We start from the raw sequence: 20,535 nt of genomic DNA on the forward strand, positions 1-20,535 counted from the left end.
GTCCCTGCGGGCTGATGCTAAAATTGCCCCATACTGCGTTACAAATCTCGCTAAGGCATCTGCATTATCGTCGCTTTGTGCCTTGTCTGGAACAATTTTAGCGATCAGCAGTGCCTATTTGCGAATGTTCAACACGCCCTAAGCGTCATTAAAAATGCAGCACAAAAAAGCGTACCTAATTTGGTACGCTTTTTTTTAGTTCTTGCCTTTACTTAGCAATCAATCTCTTTAATCAAGCTGCTGATGGTCTTAAACGCAGGGTCCTCACTGCTGCGACACAGTTCAAACAAAATAGATTCTACGGTCGTAATCACACCACCAGCGCGGCGAATGCGGCGGATGGCTTGTTTTTTATCATAAGGAAAGCGCGAACCAACGGCATCCGCGATAATCACAGGCTGCATACCATTGTCTAACAAATCAAGCGACGTCTGCATCACGCATACGTGGGCTTCTGCACCATAGACCAGCACCGTACTGCGGTTTTGCTGCGCCAAATAATGCCATGCGTCATTATTGTCACACGCACTAAAAGTCGTCTTATCAAAGCGCTCGCGGTTCTTATCCTCAAGGACATCTATAACCTCAGGCAATGTACTGCCTAGCCCTTGGCTGTACTGCTCATTAAGCATGATAGGGATATTTAACGCTTGCAAGCCTTTAGTTAATAAAATAATTTTTTTGGTAATTTGTTCGCGCTCATTAATATGCGGCATTAAGCGCTCTTGCACATCTACCATCATGGCTTGGGTGTTTTCGCGGGCAATGCGGTACGTGCGGTCAGAAATCATTGTGGACATAATACACTCCTTGTACAGACGAATCTTGCAGGGTTATCGTACTTATTATCGGTATTGTTATTGATTTGCTTGTCTTCTCATTTATTCATAATTTGTTGAGTACGTCAATTAAGATACGTTATCGATGCCATAAAATGAATAATAAAAAAGGTCTGACAATCAATATCAAACCTTTTGTGTTGCATGCCATTATCTTAACTGCTGTACATACAGACTTTATGGGTAAGCAGATATCACGCCGCTATCTTATCTAAACACCATACCGCCATCGGTCAAGATGGTTTGTCCCGTGATGTAGTCGGAATCTTCTGAGGCTAAAAATGATACTAAGTTGGCGACATCATTGGGCTGCTGAGGACGACCTGCCAAAATCCCGCTGGTAAACTCTTTCCATGCTTGTTTTGGCTCATAGCCTTTGTGCTCAACGAATGCCTGATCAATGCGCTCCCACATCGGCGTGTCAGCAACTCCTGGGCAATAGGCATTGACGCGAATGTCATACTTTGCAAGCTCCTTTGCAGTCGTATAAGTAAACGCCCGCACCGCAAATTTACTGGCACAATAAAGACTGAGCATTTCGTAACCTTCATGCCCTGCAATACTACAGGCATTGATAATCTTGCCCACACCGTCTTGATGCTTCATCTGTTCGGCAGCGGCTTGGGTACCAAAAATCACGCCTTTGACATTAACATCAAAGACCCGATCAATCTCAGATTCTTCAATCTCTAAAAATGGTTCAACAGATTCGACGCCTGCGTTGTTAACAAAGACGTCGAGGCGACCGAATGTGTCTACCGCATGTTTTGCGACCTTAAACTGATCCTCGCGCTTGAGCACATTGCCGACGACCGCGCTCACATCAAAACCTGCGTCAGTGAGTTCTTTTTCTGCTTTTTTCAGGTTGTCTTCATTAATATCGTGTATGACCACTTTAAAGCCGTCGTTTGCTAGGCGTTTGGCAATGGCGTTTCCGAGTCCAACGGCTGAGCCAGTGACCACGGCGACTTTTGTGGCTGTTGTTTTAGAATCCTGAGCGTTCTGATTGTCTGACATAATCGACCTCATATTATTATCGTTCGTTTACCTAATGAAATAGCTAGGCGGTGTGGGCACTATGAAGATTCACAGCGCCTTCGGTCAGACTAGCACAAACAAACGCTCAATATTGAAAGCCGCATACGCTTTTAAACAAATCTAAATCTTGGTAATACATACGATATAATACTGCTATCATTACTTGTTCTTAAATAAAAAAGCGCCTGAAATATCAGACGCTTTTTTAACCGTATATTTTGTGGACAGTCGTCTTAAAAAGTTCGTTTTTTAATAGACGACGACTAGTACTTAGTTACACCCGCTCAATCACGGTCGCGATGCCTTGACCCAGACCAATACACATGGTGGCAAGACCGATTTGTGTGTCTTGTTGTTCCATGGCGTTCAGTAGCGTCACGGTGATACGTGCGCCTGAGCAGCCCAGCGGATGCCCAAGGGCAATCGCGCCGCCATTGATATTAACGATGTCTTGCTTGTCTTGCAGGTTCAGCGATTTTAGCACTGCCAAGCTTTGAGCGGCAAAGGCTTCGTTGAGTTCAATGGTTTGGATATCATCGAGGCTCATGCCCGCACGCTTGAGCGCTTTTTTGGTGGCGGGCACTGGACCGTAGCCCATAATTGCTGCGTCACAGCCTGCTACTGCCATGCTGCGGATACGCGCACGAGGCTTAAGCCCCAAGTCTTTCGCCTTTTGTGCGCTCATGACCAGCATGGCAGACGCACCGTCCGACAGTGCTGACGAGGTCGCTGCCGTGACGCTACCGCCTTTGGGGTCAAACACAGGGCGTAGCTTCTGCATTTGCTCAAGCGTGGCATCAGGGCGAATCACTTCATCGACGGTACACAGCTGCAAGCGCCCTTGCTCGTCATGTCCTTCGATTCCGACGATTTCATTGTCAAAGCGTCCTTCGGTGGTCGCTGCCCATGCGCGGCGGTGCGATTCTAGACCAAAGGCGTCTTGCTCTTCGCGGCTGATGTTGTTCATACGTCCGAGCATCTCAGCGGTCAAGCCCATCATATTGGAGGCTTTGGCGTAGTGCTTGGAGGCGGCGGGGTTTAGATCGATACCATGCATCATGCCGACGTGACCCATGTGCTCAACGCCACCAATGATAAAAACGTCACCTTGATTGGTCATGATTTGCGCGGCGGCGGTGTGTAGTGCCTGCATCGATGAGCCGCACAGACGGTTGACGGTTTGCCCGCCTGCCGTTTTGGGGATATCGGCAAGCAGACCGATATTACGACCGATATTCATGCCTTGCTCTAGTGTCTGGTTGACACAGCCCCAGATGACATCTTCGACGTCTTGCGGATCAAAGTCATTGCGCTCAACCAAGGCGCGTACCAGTTCAGCCGAGAGACTGTCGGCGCGCACATGGCGGAACATACCGTTTTTTGATTTTCCCATGGCGGAGCGGACACCATCCACGATGACCACGTCTTTTGGGCTTAATGTTGTCATATTATTATTCCTTATCCTTGATGCTTGTTGTTGCGTTTTTATGTGTGTATCGCGTGTGCTGCTGTCTAATCAGTGACACAGCTTTGTTACGCCTTAATTCACAGGGTAAAAACGCTCACCATTTGCTGCCATGTCGCGGAGTTTTTGCGGGGCTTCATAGGCTTTGCCCAAATGCGCGTATTTGTCACACAAGGCGATGTATGTATCCAATCCCACTTGGTCGATGTAACGGCAAGGACCACCGCGGAACGGCGGGAAACCCACACCCATAATCATTGCCATGTCTGCTTCCGCTGGTGTGGCGACGATGTTGTCCTCTAGGCAGCGCACGGTCTCATTGCAGAACGCCAGCATCATACGATTAACAATCGCATCATCATCAAAGCTTTGTGCGTCTTTATCGGTCACGTCTTTTAAGAGCGCGTAGGTCGCGTCATCGGTGACTTTTTTCGGCTTACCGCGCTTATCAGTTTCGTAACGATAAAAGCCTTTGTCGTTCTTTTGACCCAAGCGACCCGCTTCGTACAGATGCTCGATAGCGCCTTTATAGTCGGGCTTCATGCGATCAGGGTAGCCGTCCGCCATGACTTCTGCGCCGTGTACGCCTGTGTCCAGACCGACCACGTCAATCAGATACGCAGGACCCATCGGCCAGCCAAAACGCTCCATGACTTTATCCACGTGGGTAAAGTCCGCGCCTTGTTTTAGCAGCAAATCAAACGCGCCAAAGTACGGGAACAATACGCGGTTGACCAAGAAGCCTGGGCAGTCATTGACCACGATAGGGGTTTTGCCCATTTTGCTTGCCAGCGCAACGGTGGTGGCAATCGCCGCTTCTGACGACTTTTCACCGCGAATGACTTCAACGAGCGGCATACGATGCACAGGGTTAAAAAAGTGCATGCCGACGAAGTTTTCAGGGCGCTCAAGCGCTTCAGCAAGATAAGTAATAGAGATGGTCGAGGTGTTCGATGCCAAAATACAATCGTCTTTGACCAGTCCTTCGACTTCTTTTAACACGCTTTGTTTGATTTTTGGATTTTCAACGACCGCTTCGATGACGATATCGGTCTCACCAAAGTCGCCATAGTTTAAGGTTGGGCGGATACGGCTTAGGGTTTTGCCCATGTCGGTGGCGCTGATTTTGTCGCGGTCCACAAGTTTGCCTAGCAGTTTGCTCGCCTCACCCATGCCCAAGTCCAGCTGCTCGGCTTTGATGTCTTTCATGATGATTGGCAAGCCTTTGCTCGCCGCTTGGTAGGCGATACCGCCGCCCATAATGCCTGCGCCCAGTACCGCTGCTTCATTAATGTCATGAGCATCTTTGCTGTGTTTTTTCGCGAGCTTCTTAACCAATTGGTCGTTTAAGAACAAGCCAACGAGGCTCGCCGCTTGCGGGGTTTTTGCGGCTTTCACAAAATAAGTCGCTTCGACTTCAATCGCCGCATCACGAGGTTTATTGACGTGTTTTTCAATCGCTTCGATAGCAAGCGCGGGCGCGGGGTATTGTTTGGGATTGGCTTTGGCAAAGATCATGCCTTTGGCACTGTTAAATGCCATCGCCTGCTCAAGTTGATTGAGCTTAATCGGTTGGCGCTTTTCGTCACGTTTGGCTTGCCAGTCCAGCTCACCTGAGATACATTTTTTGACCAAGTCAATCGCCGCGTCTTGCAAGTCATCGTTGCTCACCGTGGCATCGACCAAGCCTACCTTGAGAGCGTCAAGTGGCTTTTTGGGTGCGCCTGTGGCAATCAGCTCCAGCGCATTGTCCACACCGATCAGGCGCGTGGTACGTACCGTGCCGCCAAAACCTGGGAAAATACCGAGCTGAGTTTCGGGCAGACCGATTATTGCTTTGTCGCCCATCACGCGGTAGTCACAGACCAACGTCATTTCACAGCCGCCGCCCAAGGCTGCACCATTAACCGCGGCAACTTTTGGAAATGGCAAATCTTCAAAGCGGTTAAAGACTTCGTTAATCTCGATAATCCAGTCGCGAATCTCATCTTCAGTTTGCGTAAAGGCGCTGACAAATTCGGTAATGTCTGCCCCTGCGATAAACACGCCTTTGCTTGAGGTGACGATAAGCCCTTTGATGTCATCGCTCGCCTCTAGGGTGTTGACCACCTCAGAAAACTGTTTGTTGGTTTCGGCATCGAATTTATTAACGCTTTCATTCTCAGCATTGAATTGCATGTTGGCGATGCCATCTTCTAGCATGGTCACCGTGATGCGGTTTCCTTGATAGACCATAAATCTCTCCTTGTTGTCGCATTTATTCTATTATTGATGTCTGGCGGCTATTGACTCAGCGCCTTTTAGGGCGTTGAGTCTTAAGCGTTTAAAGTGAAGACATGCCCCAGTGTAGGGGCTGTGCTTTGTGCTGTCACAAGCTATCGTAGGCGCGTAAGTCACTACGCACAAGTCACACTGAGTACGCAAAAGACACTTGCGTCAGATGCCCCTTTTCCGCTATAGCTGGGCGCGTGGTTTATCACAGCACATTTGCCCATAAAGTTATATCACGAATGCGTAACGAGATGCACTGATACGCCGCCTATAAAGCCCGCTAAAACCCTGAACGTGCTACACTAAGCGGGTTTTATTATTGCCTCATACCGTGGTGTATTTATGACCGTTTCTGTATTACCCGATAGCGCCCAAGCGCCCGCCAGCCCTGCCCGCCCCGCCACCAGCCATGATGCGATGCGCGCACAGCTCGACCAAGATATTGCCGCCTTACTCACTGCTGCCGAGCTGCCCAGCCCGCTACTCGATGCCTGCCAATATGTGATGACCGCGAGCGGCAAGCGCGTGCGTCCGCTGATGGTGTTTAGCACCTTTGCCAGTATTGATGGCAATGATGAGAATAAGAGCGCTGAGCAAGACCAAGCCGAGTCACGCTATGACATGGCGCGCCGTGCCGCCCTCGCGGTGGAGCTGCTCCATACTTATTCGCTGGTGCATGACGACTTGCCGTGTATGGATGACGACGCACTACGCCGCGGGCAGCCGACCTGTCATATCGTCTTTGATGAAGCGACCGCGCTACTGGCAGGTGATGTACTGCAAACGCTCGCCTTTGAAGCGCTACATGCCGAACTGCCCACCTTTCACCCCAGTGATGCGCTGATTGCCAGCCGTCTAAGCGCCGTTTTTGCCCCACGCGCCCGCCGTATGGTGTCGGGACAAATGCTCGACTTAAACGCCGAGGCCAGCAGCTCGATTGTACAAAGCGAGCTAGAAGCCATCCACCGCGACAAGACAGGCGCGCTGATTGAAGCGGCTATCTTGATGGGCGGCATCTGTGCAGGCGCAAGCGATACCCAGCAAGCGGCATTAATTGAAGCGGCAAAAGCGATTGGGCTTGCCTTTCAGGTGCAAGACGATATTTTGGACGTCACCATGAGTACTGATGATTTGGGCAAGCCTGCGGGCAGCGATGAAAAATTGGACAAGTCCACGTATGTCAAACTGATGGGCGTAGAAACGGCAACCGAATACGCCGAGTCGCTGTTTGCCACAGGTCGCGCCGCCGCCAATACCATCAATACAGGCAGCGATGCTGCCCAGCCATTAGTGACGCTGATTGATTGGCTGTGGGCGCGCAAAAAATAAGTGCAGCAGTAAATAAAACAATAATAAGAAAAGCGAGCAAACCATGAGCGCACAACGCATCTACCTCGGCACAGGCGGTTATAGCGACACGGATTTGCTCGGCACGCTGTATCCTACTGGCACCAAAAAAGCGGACTTTTTACAAGTCTACGCCCAGCAATACGGCGCGGTGGAGATTAATAGCACCTTCTATGCGCCCATCGGGCAAAAAGCCTTTGCGGGGATGATTGATAAAGCTTACACACAAGCTAATAGCCAGTTAAAATTTGCCGTTAAACTACACCAAGACTTTACTCATGCACGTAAAGGCAAGCCTGAACACGCCGAAGCATTTTTAAATGCCCTATCTCCGCTGGTGGACGCCGATGCCTTAGCGCCGTTACTGCTTCAGTTTCCGCACGGCTTTGACCGTACTCGCGAGCATCGTCTGTACTTAGCAGAGCTTGTCAGCTGGTTTAAGGACTATCCGCTTGCCATCGAGTTTCGTCATAACGCATGGCACACGCCGCAAGTGGTTGATAGCTTTCGCGAACAAGGGCTAATTTGGTGCAGTGTCGATTATCCCAAAGTCAGCGGGTTGCCGCCCTCGCGCTTGATATTTACCGAGCGTACAGGCTATCTGCGCATGCATGGCAACAACCTGAATTGGTGGGATGCGATGAGCGCCGCTGATCGTCATGACTACCGCTATAGTGAGGCTGAGATGCAGGACTGGGCGCAAGCGATTGCCAATCAGCGTCAGCACTTTGACACGCTTTATATTTTCTTTCAAAACACCGTCAATGCGCACGCTTATTATAATATTGCGATGCTGCGTGAGGCGCTAATAGCGCACAACTTTGACGTATTGTAATTATCTAAACCCCTAATTGAATAAGAGCGCTATGGATTCACTCAGTCAAATTGTCTTAGGTGCGAGCGTCCAAGGGGCAGTACTTGGCAAATATCAGGGGCGCAAAGCCTACCTATACGGCGCGATACTGGGCACGTTGCCTGATTTGGATGTCCTGATTAGCTACCCCGACCCTATCAGCGACATGACCTACCATCGCAGCTTTAGTCATTCTTTATTTGTCCTGAGCGCAGTAGGTCTCGCAGGCGCTTGGCTGATCAGCCGCTATCACCACTGGCGCGATATGCCGCCTCCTTATTCAAAGCGGCGCTTAGCTCTTGCCATGACGTTGGTGTTGACTACCCATCCTATCTTGGACAGCTTTACCGTCTACGGCACCCAGCTGTTTTGGCCGCTACAAGAACCTTTGCAGATGACTCCCATCAGTATTGCTTCCGTCTTTATTATTGATCCCCTCTATACCTTACCGTTACTGATAGCGGTAATCGTGGGCGTCATAAAAGGGTGCAAACTTGCGGTATTTAAAGCAGGGATGCTGATCAACTGTCAACGCCTTACGGTTTGGATTCTGCTGCTCAGTAGCAGTTATTTATTATTGGGCTTAGGATTAAAATACCACGCCCAGTCGCAAGCGGAGCAAACCTTAAAAGCGGCTAATATCAATACCACGCGCATCAAAACCATGCCTGTTCTGCCGACGATACTCATGTGGCGTACCGTTACCGAAGATAATGAGCATAGACTGATTGAGATACGCGGTAGTGCCTTAGACAGCCGCTTGCCTGAATATCGCTACCTGACGCAGTATGACAACGCGCAGACGCTGCGGGCAAACCTGCCAGCGCAAAGCCGCCCTTATGCCCAGCGTCTTGATTGGTTCTCTGGTCACTGGACAGGGTATCGCGTCCAAATGCTACCCATCACTGCTACCACTGGCAATTTAGCCGAACAGCTGGTTGTCGATGATTTACGGATGATGGCAGGTGACACGGCGTTCTTTAGTTTTTTATTAGCGGAGAAAGCCAATGACAATGCGCAGTGGCAAGCCATCACCCCGATAGATGCACCTGTCGTTAAAGTAGACAACGAGCCTACAACGTCACGCTTTGAACTGATTCAGCAAGGCTTTAAACGCGTGTTTGATGCGTCGATGGTAGATGGGGATAGTGGTTGGAAAGTGGTTGAATAAAGTTGATTATTGGTGGTGGCAGGGGTTAGGTTTTTGGAGTAAAGTCGGTGTAGATATTTATTATAATATTGCGATACTGCGAAAGATGCTTGAAAGGTTGGGGTTTTAGGTGATATAAACTTATTGTTTGCTTAAAATATTGACTAAAAATTATACCTGCTTGAGGTGATATTAGTATGGATATGAAGGTTTACGCTGAGTTTAAAACTTTACCAAATGGACAAGAATTTAGAAAAAAGACGCTGATACAGATTGGTAGCTCTACCAAGCTTATTGGTAGCGCCATTTTAATCAACCCAGGCAGTGCAGAGCCAATTAGAGATATTAATCAAGACGCTGATACAGTGAAGAAATTTTATTTGGACAACCATAATATTGATATATCAGATGTTGATCTAGCTCGTTGGAAGTTGTTTAAAGCTGATCATACTATGTTGCGTTTGATAAAAATATTTAACGGTAGCTATATAAGCCGTGAAACTAAACTAGAAGGTATTATTCAATTATTTAACTGTTCTTATTACAAAGAACAAAGTCTTAATAAAGCAAGAGATAAATTGCTTACACGTCAAGATTATATTTTTGGTGAGCATGAGTTACTTTCAAACGCGCCTGTATATTTTGGTTGGGGAGATGAAGGAAAGTATGGAGTTGTCAATAATATAGCGGAAGAAATATTCAAAAATTACGACCTATCTCTAACACCCATCTATTCCGAAGAATTTTTAGAAAACACCTTTTACCATCCAACATATATCAATAGAAGTTATAATTCCAACGCTAAAACACAAAATCTTCTTAATAATTTTTATGAGGCTCTTCATAAGGTATGAATACTCTTATAGAGATGCCAATGTATGTATCTCTGTTAGTAAATATCTCACAACGAGTAGTAAATGATGCAAAGTATTGACTGTAAATAGATGATAGAAAAAGGACACCCACCGTGTCCTTTTTTCACATCATCCATACCCATCACACAGATTCAGGCTCAGACACTGCTTTCATATACCAACACGCACTCACAAATAACAATACCGCCAGCACCGCGCCACATATCTCTAGCATAAACAGCGTTTGACCCATCGGCTCTACCGAACGTGGAAAGATATTGGTAATGTCCGCCGCATATACCACAAAAAACTCCACCGCGAGCAATATCAGTATCTTACCACGCATCGCGTGACCGTCAATCCCCGCGAACAGCTGCCACACACTGAGCAGTCCAAGGGTAATCAAAAACACATTAAATAATGTCATCACCATGGGTGAATAATCAGGAAACGCCCGCATCCCTACCAAGTTGCTAAATATCATAAAGCATAGATTAATGACCGACAGTGTTAATATGGCAAGTACAGCAATGCGCGCTTTGTTCACGAGCTCCCTCCGTGTTAATTCCATTTTTTATTGAAAATCATTATAGCGCTGCTGAACATTTTTTTGCTGATAAAGGTTGGCTGGCGATCACTTACTTTCTGTAATGCATCGATAAAGTGTTCTAAAAATAACCGCAATTTTATCTCGCCCACAAAAAAAAGAGCACCAAACGGCGCTCTTTTTTTATATCAAAACTTAAGCGTCAAGATTACTCTTCAACGCCTGCGTCTTGGCCTTTGTATTTTGCGTTTGCGTAGTCCCAGTTTACGAGCTTGTCTAGGAAGGTATCTACGTAGTCAGGACGACGGTTGCGGTAGTCGATGTAGTACGCGTGTTCCCATACGTCACAAGTCAATACAGCCACTTGGTCGTGCGCTAGTGGGGTGTCTGCGTTGCCAGTTTTGGCGATAGACAGTTTGCCGCCGACTTTGTCAGCGACTAGCCATGCCCAGCCTGAACCGAACTGTGAAGTTGCCGCATTTTTGAACTCTTCGCGGAACTTGTCATAGCTGCCAAAATCTTCTTCGATTTTCGCTTTTAGATTGCCAGTAGGCTCACCGCCGCCATTTTCTGGCGTCATGCAGTTCCAGTAGAACGTGTGGTTCCAAACCTGAGCGGCTTGGTTAAACATGGTTTGCTTGCTGTCATCTTTGGCGGTTGCTTTGATGATTTCAGGTAGGGTTTTGTCTTCTAGACCTGAACCTGGTAGCAAGTCATTGAGCTTGTTCACGTACGCAGCATGGTGCTTGTCGTGGTGGTATTCTAATGTTTCTGCACTGATGTGTGGCTCTAGTGCGTCTTTTGCGTAGGGTAGTTCTGGCAATGTAATGTTTGACATAATTATTGTATCCTTGCTGGTTTAGTCATAAAAAATGTCCGCCTCGGGTTGTTATTATGCTATCAAGCATTTGACAGACAATAAAAAAGCCCAAAAGCAGCGAACTAAATTGGCTAAGTGGTTATAGGTGAACGATAATTCTTATATACTGTGCGCCATCTTACCAAACCCAGTATACTTGGTTAACAATAAAAGCAATACGTAACGCTGTATTGTTAATCTTTACTTTATAGTTAGTAAGATACCATTCACTGTAGCTTGAGTGCTATTATAGCAACCGCTACAAATAATATCCGTTACCGAATGTTATGTCCATCATCAAATATCCATAACTGCCCTAGGTAACCTGAGTATGCCCGTATGAGAGTTCTATTATGAGTTCATTATCCCAAACCCCTACCGACTGCGCCGAACGCCCCACCAAACAATGGGTCATTGCCAGCAATAATAAAGGCAAACTTGCAGAGTTTCAGAGGCTGTTTGCCAGCGCCCACCTTGATGTGGATGTGGTGCCGCAAGGTGAGCTTGGGATTGAGGACGCGGTTGAAGACGGCAAAAGCTTTGTTGAAAATGCCCTGATTAAAGCCCGCCACGCCAGCCGCATTAGTGGTCTGCCTGCGATTGCGGACGATTCAGGACTGTGCGTCCCAGCGCTTGGCGGCGCACCTGGTATCCACTCAGCGCGCTATGCAGGTGAGCACGGCAACGATAGCAAAAACAACACCAAACTGCTTGAGACGCTCGCGCCGATGCGTAGCGACAGCCCGATTGAAGGTGTGTTCGTATGTGTCCTTGTGATGGTGCGTCATGCCGATGACCCCTTACCGCTCGTCGCTCAAGGCTTATGGCGCGGCGAAATCTTGGACGCGCCTGTGGGTGATGGCGGCTTTGGTTATGATCCGCTGTTTTGGCTGCCGAGCCTAAAGACCAGCGCTGCCGAGCTGAGCGCCGTGGACAAAAACGACATCAGCCATCGCGGTAAGGCGATTCGTAAGCTGCTGACACAGTTGCCCAGTTTGTAAGCATCTATTTGTAAGCACCTGTTTATAAGTACCTATGTCACAATCAATCGTCACATCTCATCTTATGGTTCATAGACGCGCCGCGCCCCTAGGCCGCGCCCCTAGATAGATGGCTTTTACTTTGATTGGCAGATAGATTATACTTATCTACTTTTAAAATTTAATAAAAAACCCTATTCACTCCATGGCAATCGCCCGCAGCCAAGCGGATTTTTTTGTGCGCGGTTGCCCCTTATTTTAACCTTAAAGGTGTAATGAACATGGCTACAGATTTACAAGTAACCACCAACAAGTTGTCAAACAAAGAAACCCAACTGACGGTTAAAGTTCCTGTTGAAAAAATTCAGCAGAAAGTTGACGGTCGTATCCGCCAAGTGGCAAAAACTGCCAAAATCGACGGTTTCCGTAAAGGCAACGTTCCTGTGTCACACATCCGCGCTCAGTACGGCGCTGGCATTCAGCAAGAAGTCATCAACGATGTGATTCGTGACACCGTATTCGAAGCCATCAAAGCAGAAGACATCCGCGCGGTTGGCATGCCAAACATCGACGACGTAAAACTAGAAGACGACTTCTTGGTCTATCAAGCGACCGTTGAAATCTTCCCAGAAGTAGACGTACAAGGCATTGACGAAATCGAAATTGAGCGTCAAACCGCAAGCGTTAACGATGACGACGTTGACACCATGATTACCAACCTACAAAAGCAGCGCGAAGAGTTCGTTGAAAAACGCGGTAAAGCCGACAAAGGCAACCAAGTGATTTTTGACTTCGAAGGCTCAATCGACGGCGAAAAATTCGAGGGCGGCTCAGCTGAAGACTTTAAATTGGTTATCGGCAGCAACCAAATGATTCCAGGCTTTGAAGCGGGCATCAAAGGTATGAAAGCGGGCGAAGAAAAAGTTATCGACGTCACTTTCCCAGAAGACTACCAAGCAGAAGACCTTGCAGGTAAAGAAGCACAGTTCAAAATCAACGTAAAACGCGTTGAAAAATCAAAACTGCCAGAAATCAACGAAGAATTCCTAGAGCAATTCGGCGTGACTGAAGGCGGCATTGACAAACTAAAAGAAGACGTGCGTAAAAACATGGAACGCGAAATCAAAAATGCTGCGCGTAACCAAGTAAAACAAGCGGCTTTTGATGCGCTACTAGAAAAGAACGAATTTGATGTACCAAGCGCGATGCTAGAGCAAGAGATTGAGCGTCAGCGTAACATGATGATGCAGCGTTTCGCGCAGCAGTTCGGCGCAGGCGCAGACAGCTTTAACAAAGACATGCTGCCAGACGAATTGTTCGAAGACCAAGCACTACGTGCAGCGCGTCTGGGCATCATCGTAGCACGCCTAATCGACACTCAAGGTCTAGAAGTAGACCAAGAGCGTGTTGAGTGCTTTATCCAAGAAGCGGCTGAAAACTACGAAGACCCACAAGAGGTTATCGACTACTACACCAATGACAAGCAACAGCGTGCGAACATTGAATCTGTAGTACTAGAAGACCAAGTGGTTGACTACATCATTGCGCAAGGCAAAGTAACTGACAAAGAAGTCAGCTACCAAGACCTATTGGCATCTCAGCAGCAGCAAGGCATGTAATTTTTGCTTTTTGCCGCCTAGATGACTAAAGAATGCCCTAACGCGATGTTGGGGCATTTTTGTTTTGGCTTTGTGTCACCAGCTCTTGATAAATGCAGGCAAACGCCTTATTAATAGGAGACGTTTTTTTGCTGCCGGCAAGCTTGTGATATGGCGCTTGTCTTGTGATGACTCGGTACTCTGTGGCATTATCAATGCGCAGCAGGCACGCCCTAGCAATGTATTCTTATAACAACCCCTTTTAATGACTTTTCTTTTTTATCATCACCACTCAAGCACAAATCGCCGATGATGACTTTTTTTGCGAATGATATTGAGATATAGGAAATATTTATGACAGATTATGACCGTATTACCACCAATCCGCACTTTGATACCCTAATGAACGCGCACCAAGACGCGGCCCAAAATGCTTTAGTCCCGATGGTGGTCGAGCAATCGTCACGCGGTGAGCGCTCGTTTGACATTTTTTCGCGCCTATTGCGTGAGCGCGTGATTTTCTTGACAGGTCAAGTCGAAGACAACATGGCAAACCTCATTGTCGCGCAGATGCTGTTCCTAGAAGCCGAAAACCCAGACAAAGACATCCATTTGTATATCAATTCACCAGGTGGCGTGGTAACGGCGGGTATGGCGATCTATGACACCATGAACTTTATCAAGCCTGACGTATCGACTATTTGCATGGGTCAAGCGGCGTCTATGGGCTCATTCTTGCTGTCAGCAGGCGCAAAAGGCAAACGCTATGCCCTAGCCAACTCACGCGTGATGATTCACCAGCCCCTTGGCGGCTTCCGTGGCCAGGCGTCAGACATCGAGATTCACGCCCGCGAAATCATTGAGCTAAAAGCCAAACTAAACCGCCTACTTGCTGAGCACACAGGTCAGCCTGTTGAGCGTCTAGAAAAAGACACCGACCGCGACAACTTTATGAGTGCGGCAGCGGCAAAAGACTACGGTCTGGTTGATGAGGTGTTGGAGCGTCGTCCAGCGGCACTATAAGCCTGCGACCCGTTGCCCTGCGCGTGTGTCAATAAGCGTACCCTGTGGGCAAGATTTAGACACCCATATCTATGCCTGTTTTTGATTAAGAAAAGCAGGCAGCAAGCCGACTATTTTAGGAGTATCTTTCTATGGCAGATAACCAGCAGCCGCATTGCTCGTTTTGCGGTAAAGCCAAAGATGAAGTCAAACAGTTAATCGGCGCAGAAGACGCCAATATTTGTAATGAATGTATTGAGCTGTGTACCGACCTGCTTGCCGATGGCAGCATCGCGGACAGCGACGACGACAGCATTGACACCTCGTGGGTCAATAAAAAACTGCCCACGCCAAAAGCCTTGCGCGCGCACCTTGATGATTACGTCATCGGTCAAGACGCCGCTAAAAAAGCGCTGGCGGTTGCGGTATACAACCACTATAAGCGTCTAAAAGTCAGTCAAACGCTGGCAAAAGACAAAAAACAAGCCAAAATCGGCGCGGATGACGCGATGGTTGAGCTGGCAAAAAGTAATATCTTGCTGATTGGTCCGACAGGCTCAGGCAAAACCTTGCTCGCGCAAACTTTAGCGCGCTTACTGGACGTGCCTTTTGCAATGGCGGATGCGACCACCTTGACCGAAGCAGGCTATGTCGGTGAAGACGTGGAAAACATCGTACAAAAGCTGCTGCAAGCCTCTGACTATGATGTGAGTAAAGCCGAGCAAGGCATCATCTATATCGATGAGATTGATAAAATCAGCAAAAAAGGCGACAACCCGTCTATCACCCGTGACGTGTCGGGCGAAGGCGTACAGCAAGCCTTGCTAAAACTGATTGAAGGCACGGTCGCTGCGATTCCACCGCACGGCGGTCGTAAGCACCCACAGCAAGAGCTGATTCAGGTCGATACCAGCAATATCTTGATTATCGTGGGCGGTGCGTTTGCAGGACTAGAAAAAGTCATTCAGCAGCGTACTGAAAAAGGCGGCATTGGCTTTAATGCTGAAGTCAGCTCAAAAGACGACAGCCATAGCTCTGACTTGCTGCAAGAAGTACAGCCCGAAGATTTGATTAAGTTTGGTCTGATTCCAGAGCTTATCGGTCGTCTGCCTGTCATCGCAGCGCTCGAAGAGCTGGACGAAGCGGCACTGATACAGATTTTGACCGAGCCTAAAAATGCTTTGGTTAAGCAGTACGAGTACCTATTCGATATGGAAGGTGCAAAAATCAGCTTTACTGATGCTGCACTTACCGCTATCGCCAAACGCGCTGTTGAGCGCAAAACAGGCGCACGTGGTCTGCGCTCAATCGTCGAAAACGCGCTTCTTGATACCATGTACGAGCTGCCCTCAATGGAAGGCGCAACCTCGGTCACGGTCGATGAAGACGTGATTAATACTGGCAGCGCACCAAAGATTGTATAAACCGTCTTTGGCATTGCCCAATAAAAAGTCCAGCCTGAGCGCTGGACTTTTTTTATGTGGGTTACTTTGCCCGAGCCTTACGGCAATTTCATATCGCCATCAACAATAAGCCCTGCGCGGCGCATAATAAACGCCGTCCCCCACGCAATGAGCGCTGGTAAGACGAACATCAGCAGTATAATCGCCGTCCATATTTGCGCAGGCGGCATGATGTCTTTGGACGCCTCCAACACACCAAATATACCGACCAGCCCTGCCGTACCCATCCCCGCGCCTGTCGCCGTACACGCCAGCCCAAAACCCACCGTCGCGATTGGACCGACCACGGCACTGGCAACCACTGCGGGCAGTAGGATAATCGGCTTTTTAAGCACATTGGGAATCTGAAGCATACTCGTTCCCAACCCTTGCGAGATAACGCCGCTCATGCCGTTGTCTTTATAGCTTGCTGCGGCAAAGCCAATCATGTGCGCCGCGCAGCCCACGACCGCCGCCCCGCCAGCCACACCGCCCAAACCAATAGCGATGCAAATCGCCGCGCTAGAGGTCGGCATGGTCAATAAGATACCGACCACTACCGCAATCACAATGCCCATAAGTAGCGGCTGGAGTGTGGTCGCCGCATGAATGCCCTGCCCGATGGCATTGACTGCTGCCACCACAGGTGGATTGAGCCACGCGCAGACCGCGAGCGCCACCAAACAGACTACTAATGGGATGAGCAAAATATCCAATTTGGTTTTACCCGCTACCCATGTGCCCGCACGGTAGGCAAAAACGGCGCTCAGATACGCGCCAATCGGATTGCCAGGAACGGCGGTAAAGGTCGCAGGCGCACCCTCAACAGGGATGAACAGCGTACCTGCCATCAGCGCTTCAGAGTGCGCGCCCAGCATCCCCGCCACCAAGCAACTGAGCATCACCAGTGTCGGCGCTTTTAAATAATAGGCGATACCCACACCGATACCCGCGCCCATTAAGATGGAGGCAAGCTTACCAATCGCCATCAATGCTGGCAACTGCACAAAATTGCCTATCTGCGAGATAATCAGACCTGCAATTAAGGTAACGAATAAGCCAAGCGCCATCCCTGTAAACGCATCGATAAAGTATTTTTGAAAAAAGGCTTTGAGCCTAACCTGCGCACTTGTGTCCATAACTCATCCCTAATGACCCAATCAAAAGACCGCTTGTCTTATATTTTGTATGTTTAAATCTAAAAAAAGCGCCTTTACCAGACGCTTTTTTTATTTTATCTATCGGCTTATATTCTGCCACAACGTACCATCATTGAGCAGATTGACACGCGATAGCTTTTTTTAACCTCACCCCCCATTAACATCAGCGGCGCTGCTCAACGATGATGGAATCGATGCCGTTGTTTTGTAGGTTTTGCTGGGCACGACTGACCGCTTGGCGGCTGTTCATGGTACGCGAGATGACTTGATAAATCGGCTCACCGTTTGCGGTGGTGTTTTTAACCACTTTGGCATCAACGCCCGCCATTAACACTTGGGCGCGGCGGCGGTCGGCTTCATCGGCATTACTAAAGCTGTTGATTTGCAAGATATAGGTCGTGCCGCCTGCGTTTTGTACGCTGGCGCGCCCTGCACTGTTGTTACTGCTATTAGCACTGCTATTATTAGCATTGTTATTACTGGTAGTGCTGTTGCTGGGCGTACTTGGCGCATCATAGGTGGCGTCTTCTTCGACCACAGTGATCTGCCCGTCATCGCTGCTGTTGGCGGCGCTATTGCCCGCACTTGGCTCAATAGTGGTGGTTTCCGATACCCCAAAGTTGCCACTGTCTACAGGCGGCTCGGTCACGACCACATCAGGCTCAAAGCCATTGCTGCCGACTTGTCCTTGATTGCCATCACCAAACTGCTCATCAGGAATGGCGACCATTTCTTGATTGGGCAAAATGTCGTAAAACTCGTAGTCTTCGTTGTCCGTGTCGGTATTGACACGCGGCTGTACTTGTCTGTCCGCGTTTTCGGCATTGTCTGGTGATTTGTTAAAGTCAAACAGCGGCGATAGGTACAAAAACACGCCAATCATTAGCGTCAATACCGCACCCACAAACATCCATAATAAGCCTGCGACACTGCTACGCTCGCGCTTGGTGGTCGCGCCTTTAGGTTTTTTGGCTAACATGGACTTTTTCTCCTTACCAATAGAGGTCGTTATCCGTAAGACAGCACCTGCTGTCCAATCGTCGTGTGTCTGGGTCTGCCTCATTAAAAGCAGACCCGACAGCGCGTGATTTTCTTACATGCTGCTTGGCGCAGACAAGCCGAGCAATCCTAAGCCATTGCTTAAGACTTGCTGCACCGCTTTTGACAGACGCAGACGCGCTTGCATCAGTGCCATTTCGTCCGCACTTGGCGCGTCCCCTGAAGTGACGCTGACAGGCAGGATGCGGTTGCTGTCGTACCAGCCGTGGAACAAGGCGGCAAGCTCTTTGAGATAGTTGGTCAAGACGTGAGGCTCATAGCCTGTGGCTGCACGGCGCAAGGTCGCTGGATAGGCAGCCAATAGCTTTAATAGCTCGTCTTCGCTTGGCGCGTCGAGCAGCTGCTCGTGCTCAGCACCCGCCGCGTCATCGACCGACAGACCGAGGCTTGCCAGTTTTTCTAGTACGCGGCATGCACGCGCATTGGCATACTGAATGTAGTACACCAAGTTGTCTTTACTTTGTGATTTGGCCAGTTCCAAATCAAAGTCAATATGCACTTCAGGTTTGCGCGCCACATAATAAAAACGCGCCGCATCATTGCCGACTTCTGCACGCAGATCACGTAGGGTGACGAACTGACCCGAACGCGAGGACATCTGCACTTTTTCACTACCCCGCCATAGCGCAACGAACTGCACCAATACCACGTCCAAGCGCTCAGCATCAATGCCCAGCGCAGTCAGCGCTGCCTTTACTCGCGGCACGTAACCGTGATGGTCAGCGCCCCAGACGTTGACCACTTTATCAAAGCCACGGTCAAACTTGTTTTTGTGATAAGCGATGTCTGAAGCAAAATACGTGCTTTGACCATTAGCACGGCGCACTACGCGGTCCTTTTCATCGCCAAAATCGGTCGATTTAAACCAAATGTTACCGTCTTTTTCGTACAGATAACCTTTGTCTTCGAGCACTTGCAAGGCAGGCTCAATCTCAGCTTCGATAGACTTTTCGCTAAACCAGCGCTCGTAGCTGACGCCGAAGTCATTTAGGTCATCTTTAATGTCTGCCAAGATGCTGGTCAATGCCGCGTTTAAAAACAGCGCGTAGCCTTCGCCGCCCAATAGTGCTTTACTATTGGCAATCAAGCCATCAATGTGCGCTTCTTTATCGCCTGAAATGAGGACTTTTTCGCCCGCCTCATTCACTTCAAAGGTCGCATCTTCAGGCACGTCCGCTGCGATACTGGCAAACGGATGCACATAATCTGTGCCGTGCTGTGCTTTCACGCTCTCAGCGATATGGCGTACGTAGTCGCCTTGGTAGCCGTTGGTTGGGAAAGTGACGCTCTCGCCGTTTAATTCTACATAGCGCAAATAAGTACTGGTCGCCAAAATATCCATCTGACGACCTGCGTCATTGACGTAATATTCACGCGTCACATCGTAGCCAACCGCTTCGAGCAAGTTTGCTACACTCATACCAAATGCCGCGCCGCGACCGTGTCCCACGTGTAGGCTGGAGGTTGGGTTTGCAGAAACAAACTCGACCTGCACCTTTTGTCCATTAAATTCATCACTTAAGCCAAAGCGGTCTTGCTGCGCAAAAATATCGCTTAAGACAGCAAATTTAGCATCGGCGTTTAAAAAAACATTGATAAAGCCAGGCCCTGCGATGTCTACTTGGCGCACGTCTTTATTGTCAGGCAGGGCGCTTACGATACGCTCGGCTAGGGCGCGCGGGTTGGTCTTTGCCACTTTTGCTGCCACTAAGGCGATGTTGCTGGCAAAGTCACCGTGACTGGCGTCTTTGGTGCGGGTGATTTGACTGTTGTTTTGCCAATCGCTTGGCAAGGTGCCGTCGGCTTTTAGCGTCTCGGCAGCGGTATCAAACAGTGCGGCTAAGGTATCGATTTGCGCTTGTGACATAGATGATGCACTCAAATTTAAGAATAAAAACAGCCAACAGCTGATAAATCACGAATAGGACGTATCGCCGTCAAGCAAAATCAAAAAATAAATAACCTATAAATATAACAACCTTTACCCGCAATTGCATCATTTCACCAAAAAATAGCTGCGCGTGTTGTGTATTTATTATGGATTTTTAGTGGCGCGCTACTGAGTGTTTGG

The 20,535-nt window shown here is 48.7% G+C and carries 17 protein-coding genes; 8 read left to right on the forward strand and 9 right to left on the reverse strand.

The genetic code is table 11. The annotated features are described in order from the left end of the window. Nucleotides 1–212: 212 nt before the first annotated feature. The 4 genes from JIE71_RS03955 to fadB all read right to left on the reverse strand — a co-directional run bounded on the left by JIE71_RS03955 (nt 213) and on the right by fadB (nt 5,577). Nucleotides 213–800, reverse strand: coding sequence for an isochorismatase family protein (locus JIE71_RS03955; RefSeq protein WP_199507439.1), 588 nt, complete (start codon nt 798–800; stop codon nt 213–215). 246 nt (nt 801–1,046) lie between these two features. Then, entirely contained in the window at nt 1,047–1,856 is an 810-nt protein-coding gene (locus JIE71_RS03960; RefSeq protein WP_199507440.1) for an acetoin reductase, read from the reverse strand. 295 nt (nt 1,857–2,151) lie between these two features. Beyond that, nucleotides 2,152–3,324: an acetyl-CoA C-acyltransferase FadA gene (gene fadA / locus JIE71_RS03965; RefSeq protein WP_199507441.1), complete on the reverse strand. Its 1,173-nt coding sequence runs from the start codon at nt 3,322–3,324 to the stop codon at nt 2,152–2,154. Between the two features lie 93 nt (nt 3,325–3,417). Continuing rightward, on the reverse strand, nt 3,418–5,577 hold the full coding sequence (gene fadB / locus JIE71_RS03970; protein WP_199507442.1) for a fatty acid oxidation complex subunit alpha FadB: 2,160 nt from the start codon (nt 5,575–5,577) through the stop codon (nt 3,418–3,420). A gap of 378 nt (nt 5,578–5,955) precedes the next feature. On the opposite strand from fadB, the gene JIE71_RS03975 reads away from it, so the two are divergent. From JIE71_RS03975 to JIE71_RS03990, 4 genes are all read left to right on the forward strand, one after another. Continuing rightward, a complete protein-coding gene (locus tag JIE71_RS03975; protein WP_199507443.1) occupies nt 5,956–6,942 on the forward strand; it encodes a polyprenyl synthetase family protein in 987 nt (328 codons plus the stop codon). A gap of 43 nt (nt 6,943–6,985) precedes the next feature. Further along, on the forward strand, nt 6,986–7,795 hold the full coding sequence (locus JIE71_RS03980; protein WP_199507444.1) for a DUF72 domain-containing protein: 810 nt from the start codon (nt 6,986–6,988) through the stop codon (nt 7,793–7,795). Between the two features lie 31 nt (nt 7,796–7,826). Further along, on the forward strand, nt 7,827–8,984 hold the full coding sequence (locus JIE71_RS03985; protein ID WP_199507445.1) for a metal-dependent hydrolase: 1,158 nt from the start codon (nt 7,827–7,829) through the stop codon (nt 8,982–8,984). Between the two features lie 176 nt (nt 8,985–9,160). Continuing rightward, nucleotides 9,161–9,817 (forward strand): hypothetical protein, encoded by a 657-nt coding sequence (locus tag JIE71_RS03990; protein WP_199507446.1) that lies wholly within the window; start codon nt 9,161–9,163, stop codon nt 9,815–9,817. A gap of 142 nt (nt 9,818–9,959) precedes the next feature. On the opposite strand, the gene JIE71_RS03995 is transcribed toward JIE71_RS03990, so the two are convergent. Together JIE71_RS03995 and JIE71_RS04000 are read right to left on the reverse strand one after the other, a co-directional pair. Beyond that, entirely contained in the window at nt 9,960–10,364 is a 405-nt protein-coding gene (locus JIE71_RS03995; RefSeq protein ID WP_199507447.1) for a hypothetical protein, read from the reverse strand. Nucleotides 10,365–10,572: 208 nt separating this feature from the next. Then, nucleotides 10,573–11,202 carry a superoxide dismutase gene (locus JIE71_RS04000; RefSeq protein ID WP_199507448.1) on the reverse strand — a complete coding sequence of 210 codons (630 nt, stop codon included), beginning with the start codon at nt 11,200–11,202 and terminating at the stop codon, nt 10,573–10,575. Between the two features lie 374 nt (nt 11,203–11,576). Between JIE71_RS04000 and rdgB the strand changes: the two genes are divergently transcribed. From rdgB to clpX, 4 genes are all read left to right on the forward strand, one after another. Then, on the forward strand, nt 11,577–12,224 hold the full coding sequence (rdgB, locus tag JIE71_RS04005) for an RdgB/HAM1 family non-canonical purine NTP pyrophosphatase (protein WP_199507449.1): 648 nt from the start codon (nt 11,577–11,579) through the stop codon (nt 12,222–12,224). Nucleotides 12,225–12,484: 260 nt separating this feature from the next. After that, complete coding sequence (tig, locus tag JIE71_RS04010) at nt 12,485–13,822, forward strand: trigger factor (protein ID WP_199507450.1); 1,338 nt, start codon at nt 12,485–12,487, stop codon at nt 13,820–13,822. 381 nt (nt 13,823–14,203) lie between these two features. Beyond that, on the forward strand, nt 14,204–14,824 hold the full coding sequence (gene clpP / locus JIE71_RS04015) for an ATP-dependent Clp endopeptidase proteolytic subunit ClpP (RefSeq protein ID WP_199507471.1): 621 nt from the start codon (nt 14,204–14,206) through the stop codon (nt 14,822–14,824). 131 nt (nt 14,825–14,955) lie between these two features. Then, on the forward strand, nt 14,956–16,227 hold the full coding sequence (gene clpX, locus JIE71_RS04020) for an ATP-dependent protease ATP-binding subunit ClpX (protein WP_199507451.1): 1,272 nt from the start codon (nt 14,956–14,958) through the stop codon (nt 16,225–16,227). Nucleotides 16,228–16,304: 77 nt separating this feature from the next. Here clpX and JIE71_RS04025 read toward each other — a convergent pair whose 3' ends face one another. The 3 genes from JIE71_RS04025 to argS form a co-directional block, all read right to left on the reverse strand. After that, nucleotides 16,305–17,384, reverse strand: coding sequence for a PTS transporter subunit IIC (locus JIE71_RS04025; protein ID WP_199507452.1), 1,080 nt, complete (start codon nt 17,382–17,384; stop codon nt 16,305–16,307). A 184-nt stretch (nt 17,385–17,568) separates the two neighbouring features. Next, nucleotides 17,569–18,384 carry an SPOR domain-containing protein gene (locus tag JIE71_RS04030; RefSeq protein WP_199507453.1) on the reverse strand — a complete coding sequence of 272 codons (816 nt, stop codon included), beginning with the start codon at nt 18,382–18,384 and terminating at the stop codon, nt 17,569–17,571. A gap of 114 nt (nt 18,385–18,498) precedes the next feature. Next, on the reverse strand, nt 18,499–20,331 hold the full coding sequence (gene argS / locus JIE71_RS04035) for an arginine--tRNA ligase (protein WP_199507454.1): 1,833 nt from the start codon (nt 20,329–20,331) through the stop codon (nt 18,499–18,501). Nucleotides 20,332–20,535 lie beyond the last annotated feature (204 nt).

It is taken from the genome of Psychrobacter sp. bablab_jr014, assembly GCF_016464015.1.
In the GTDB taxonomy this organism is placed as follows: domain Bacteria; phylum Pseudomonadota; class Gammaproteobacteria; order Pseudomonadales; family Moraxellaceae; genus Psychrobacter.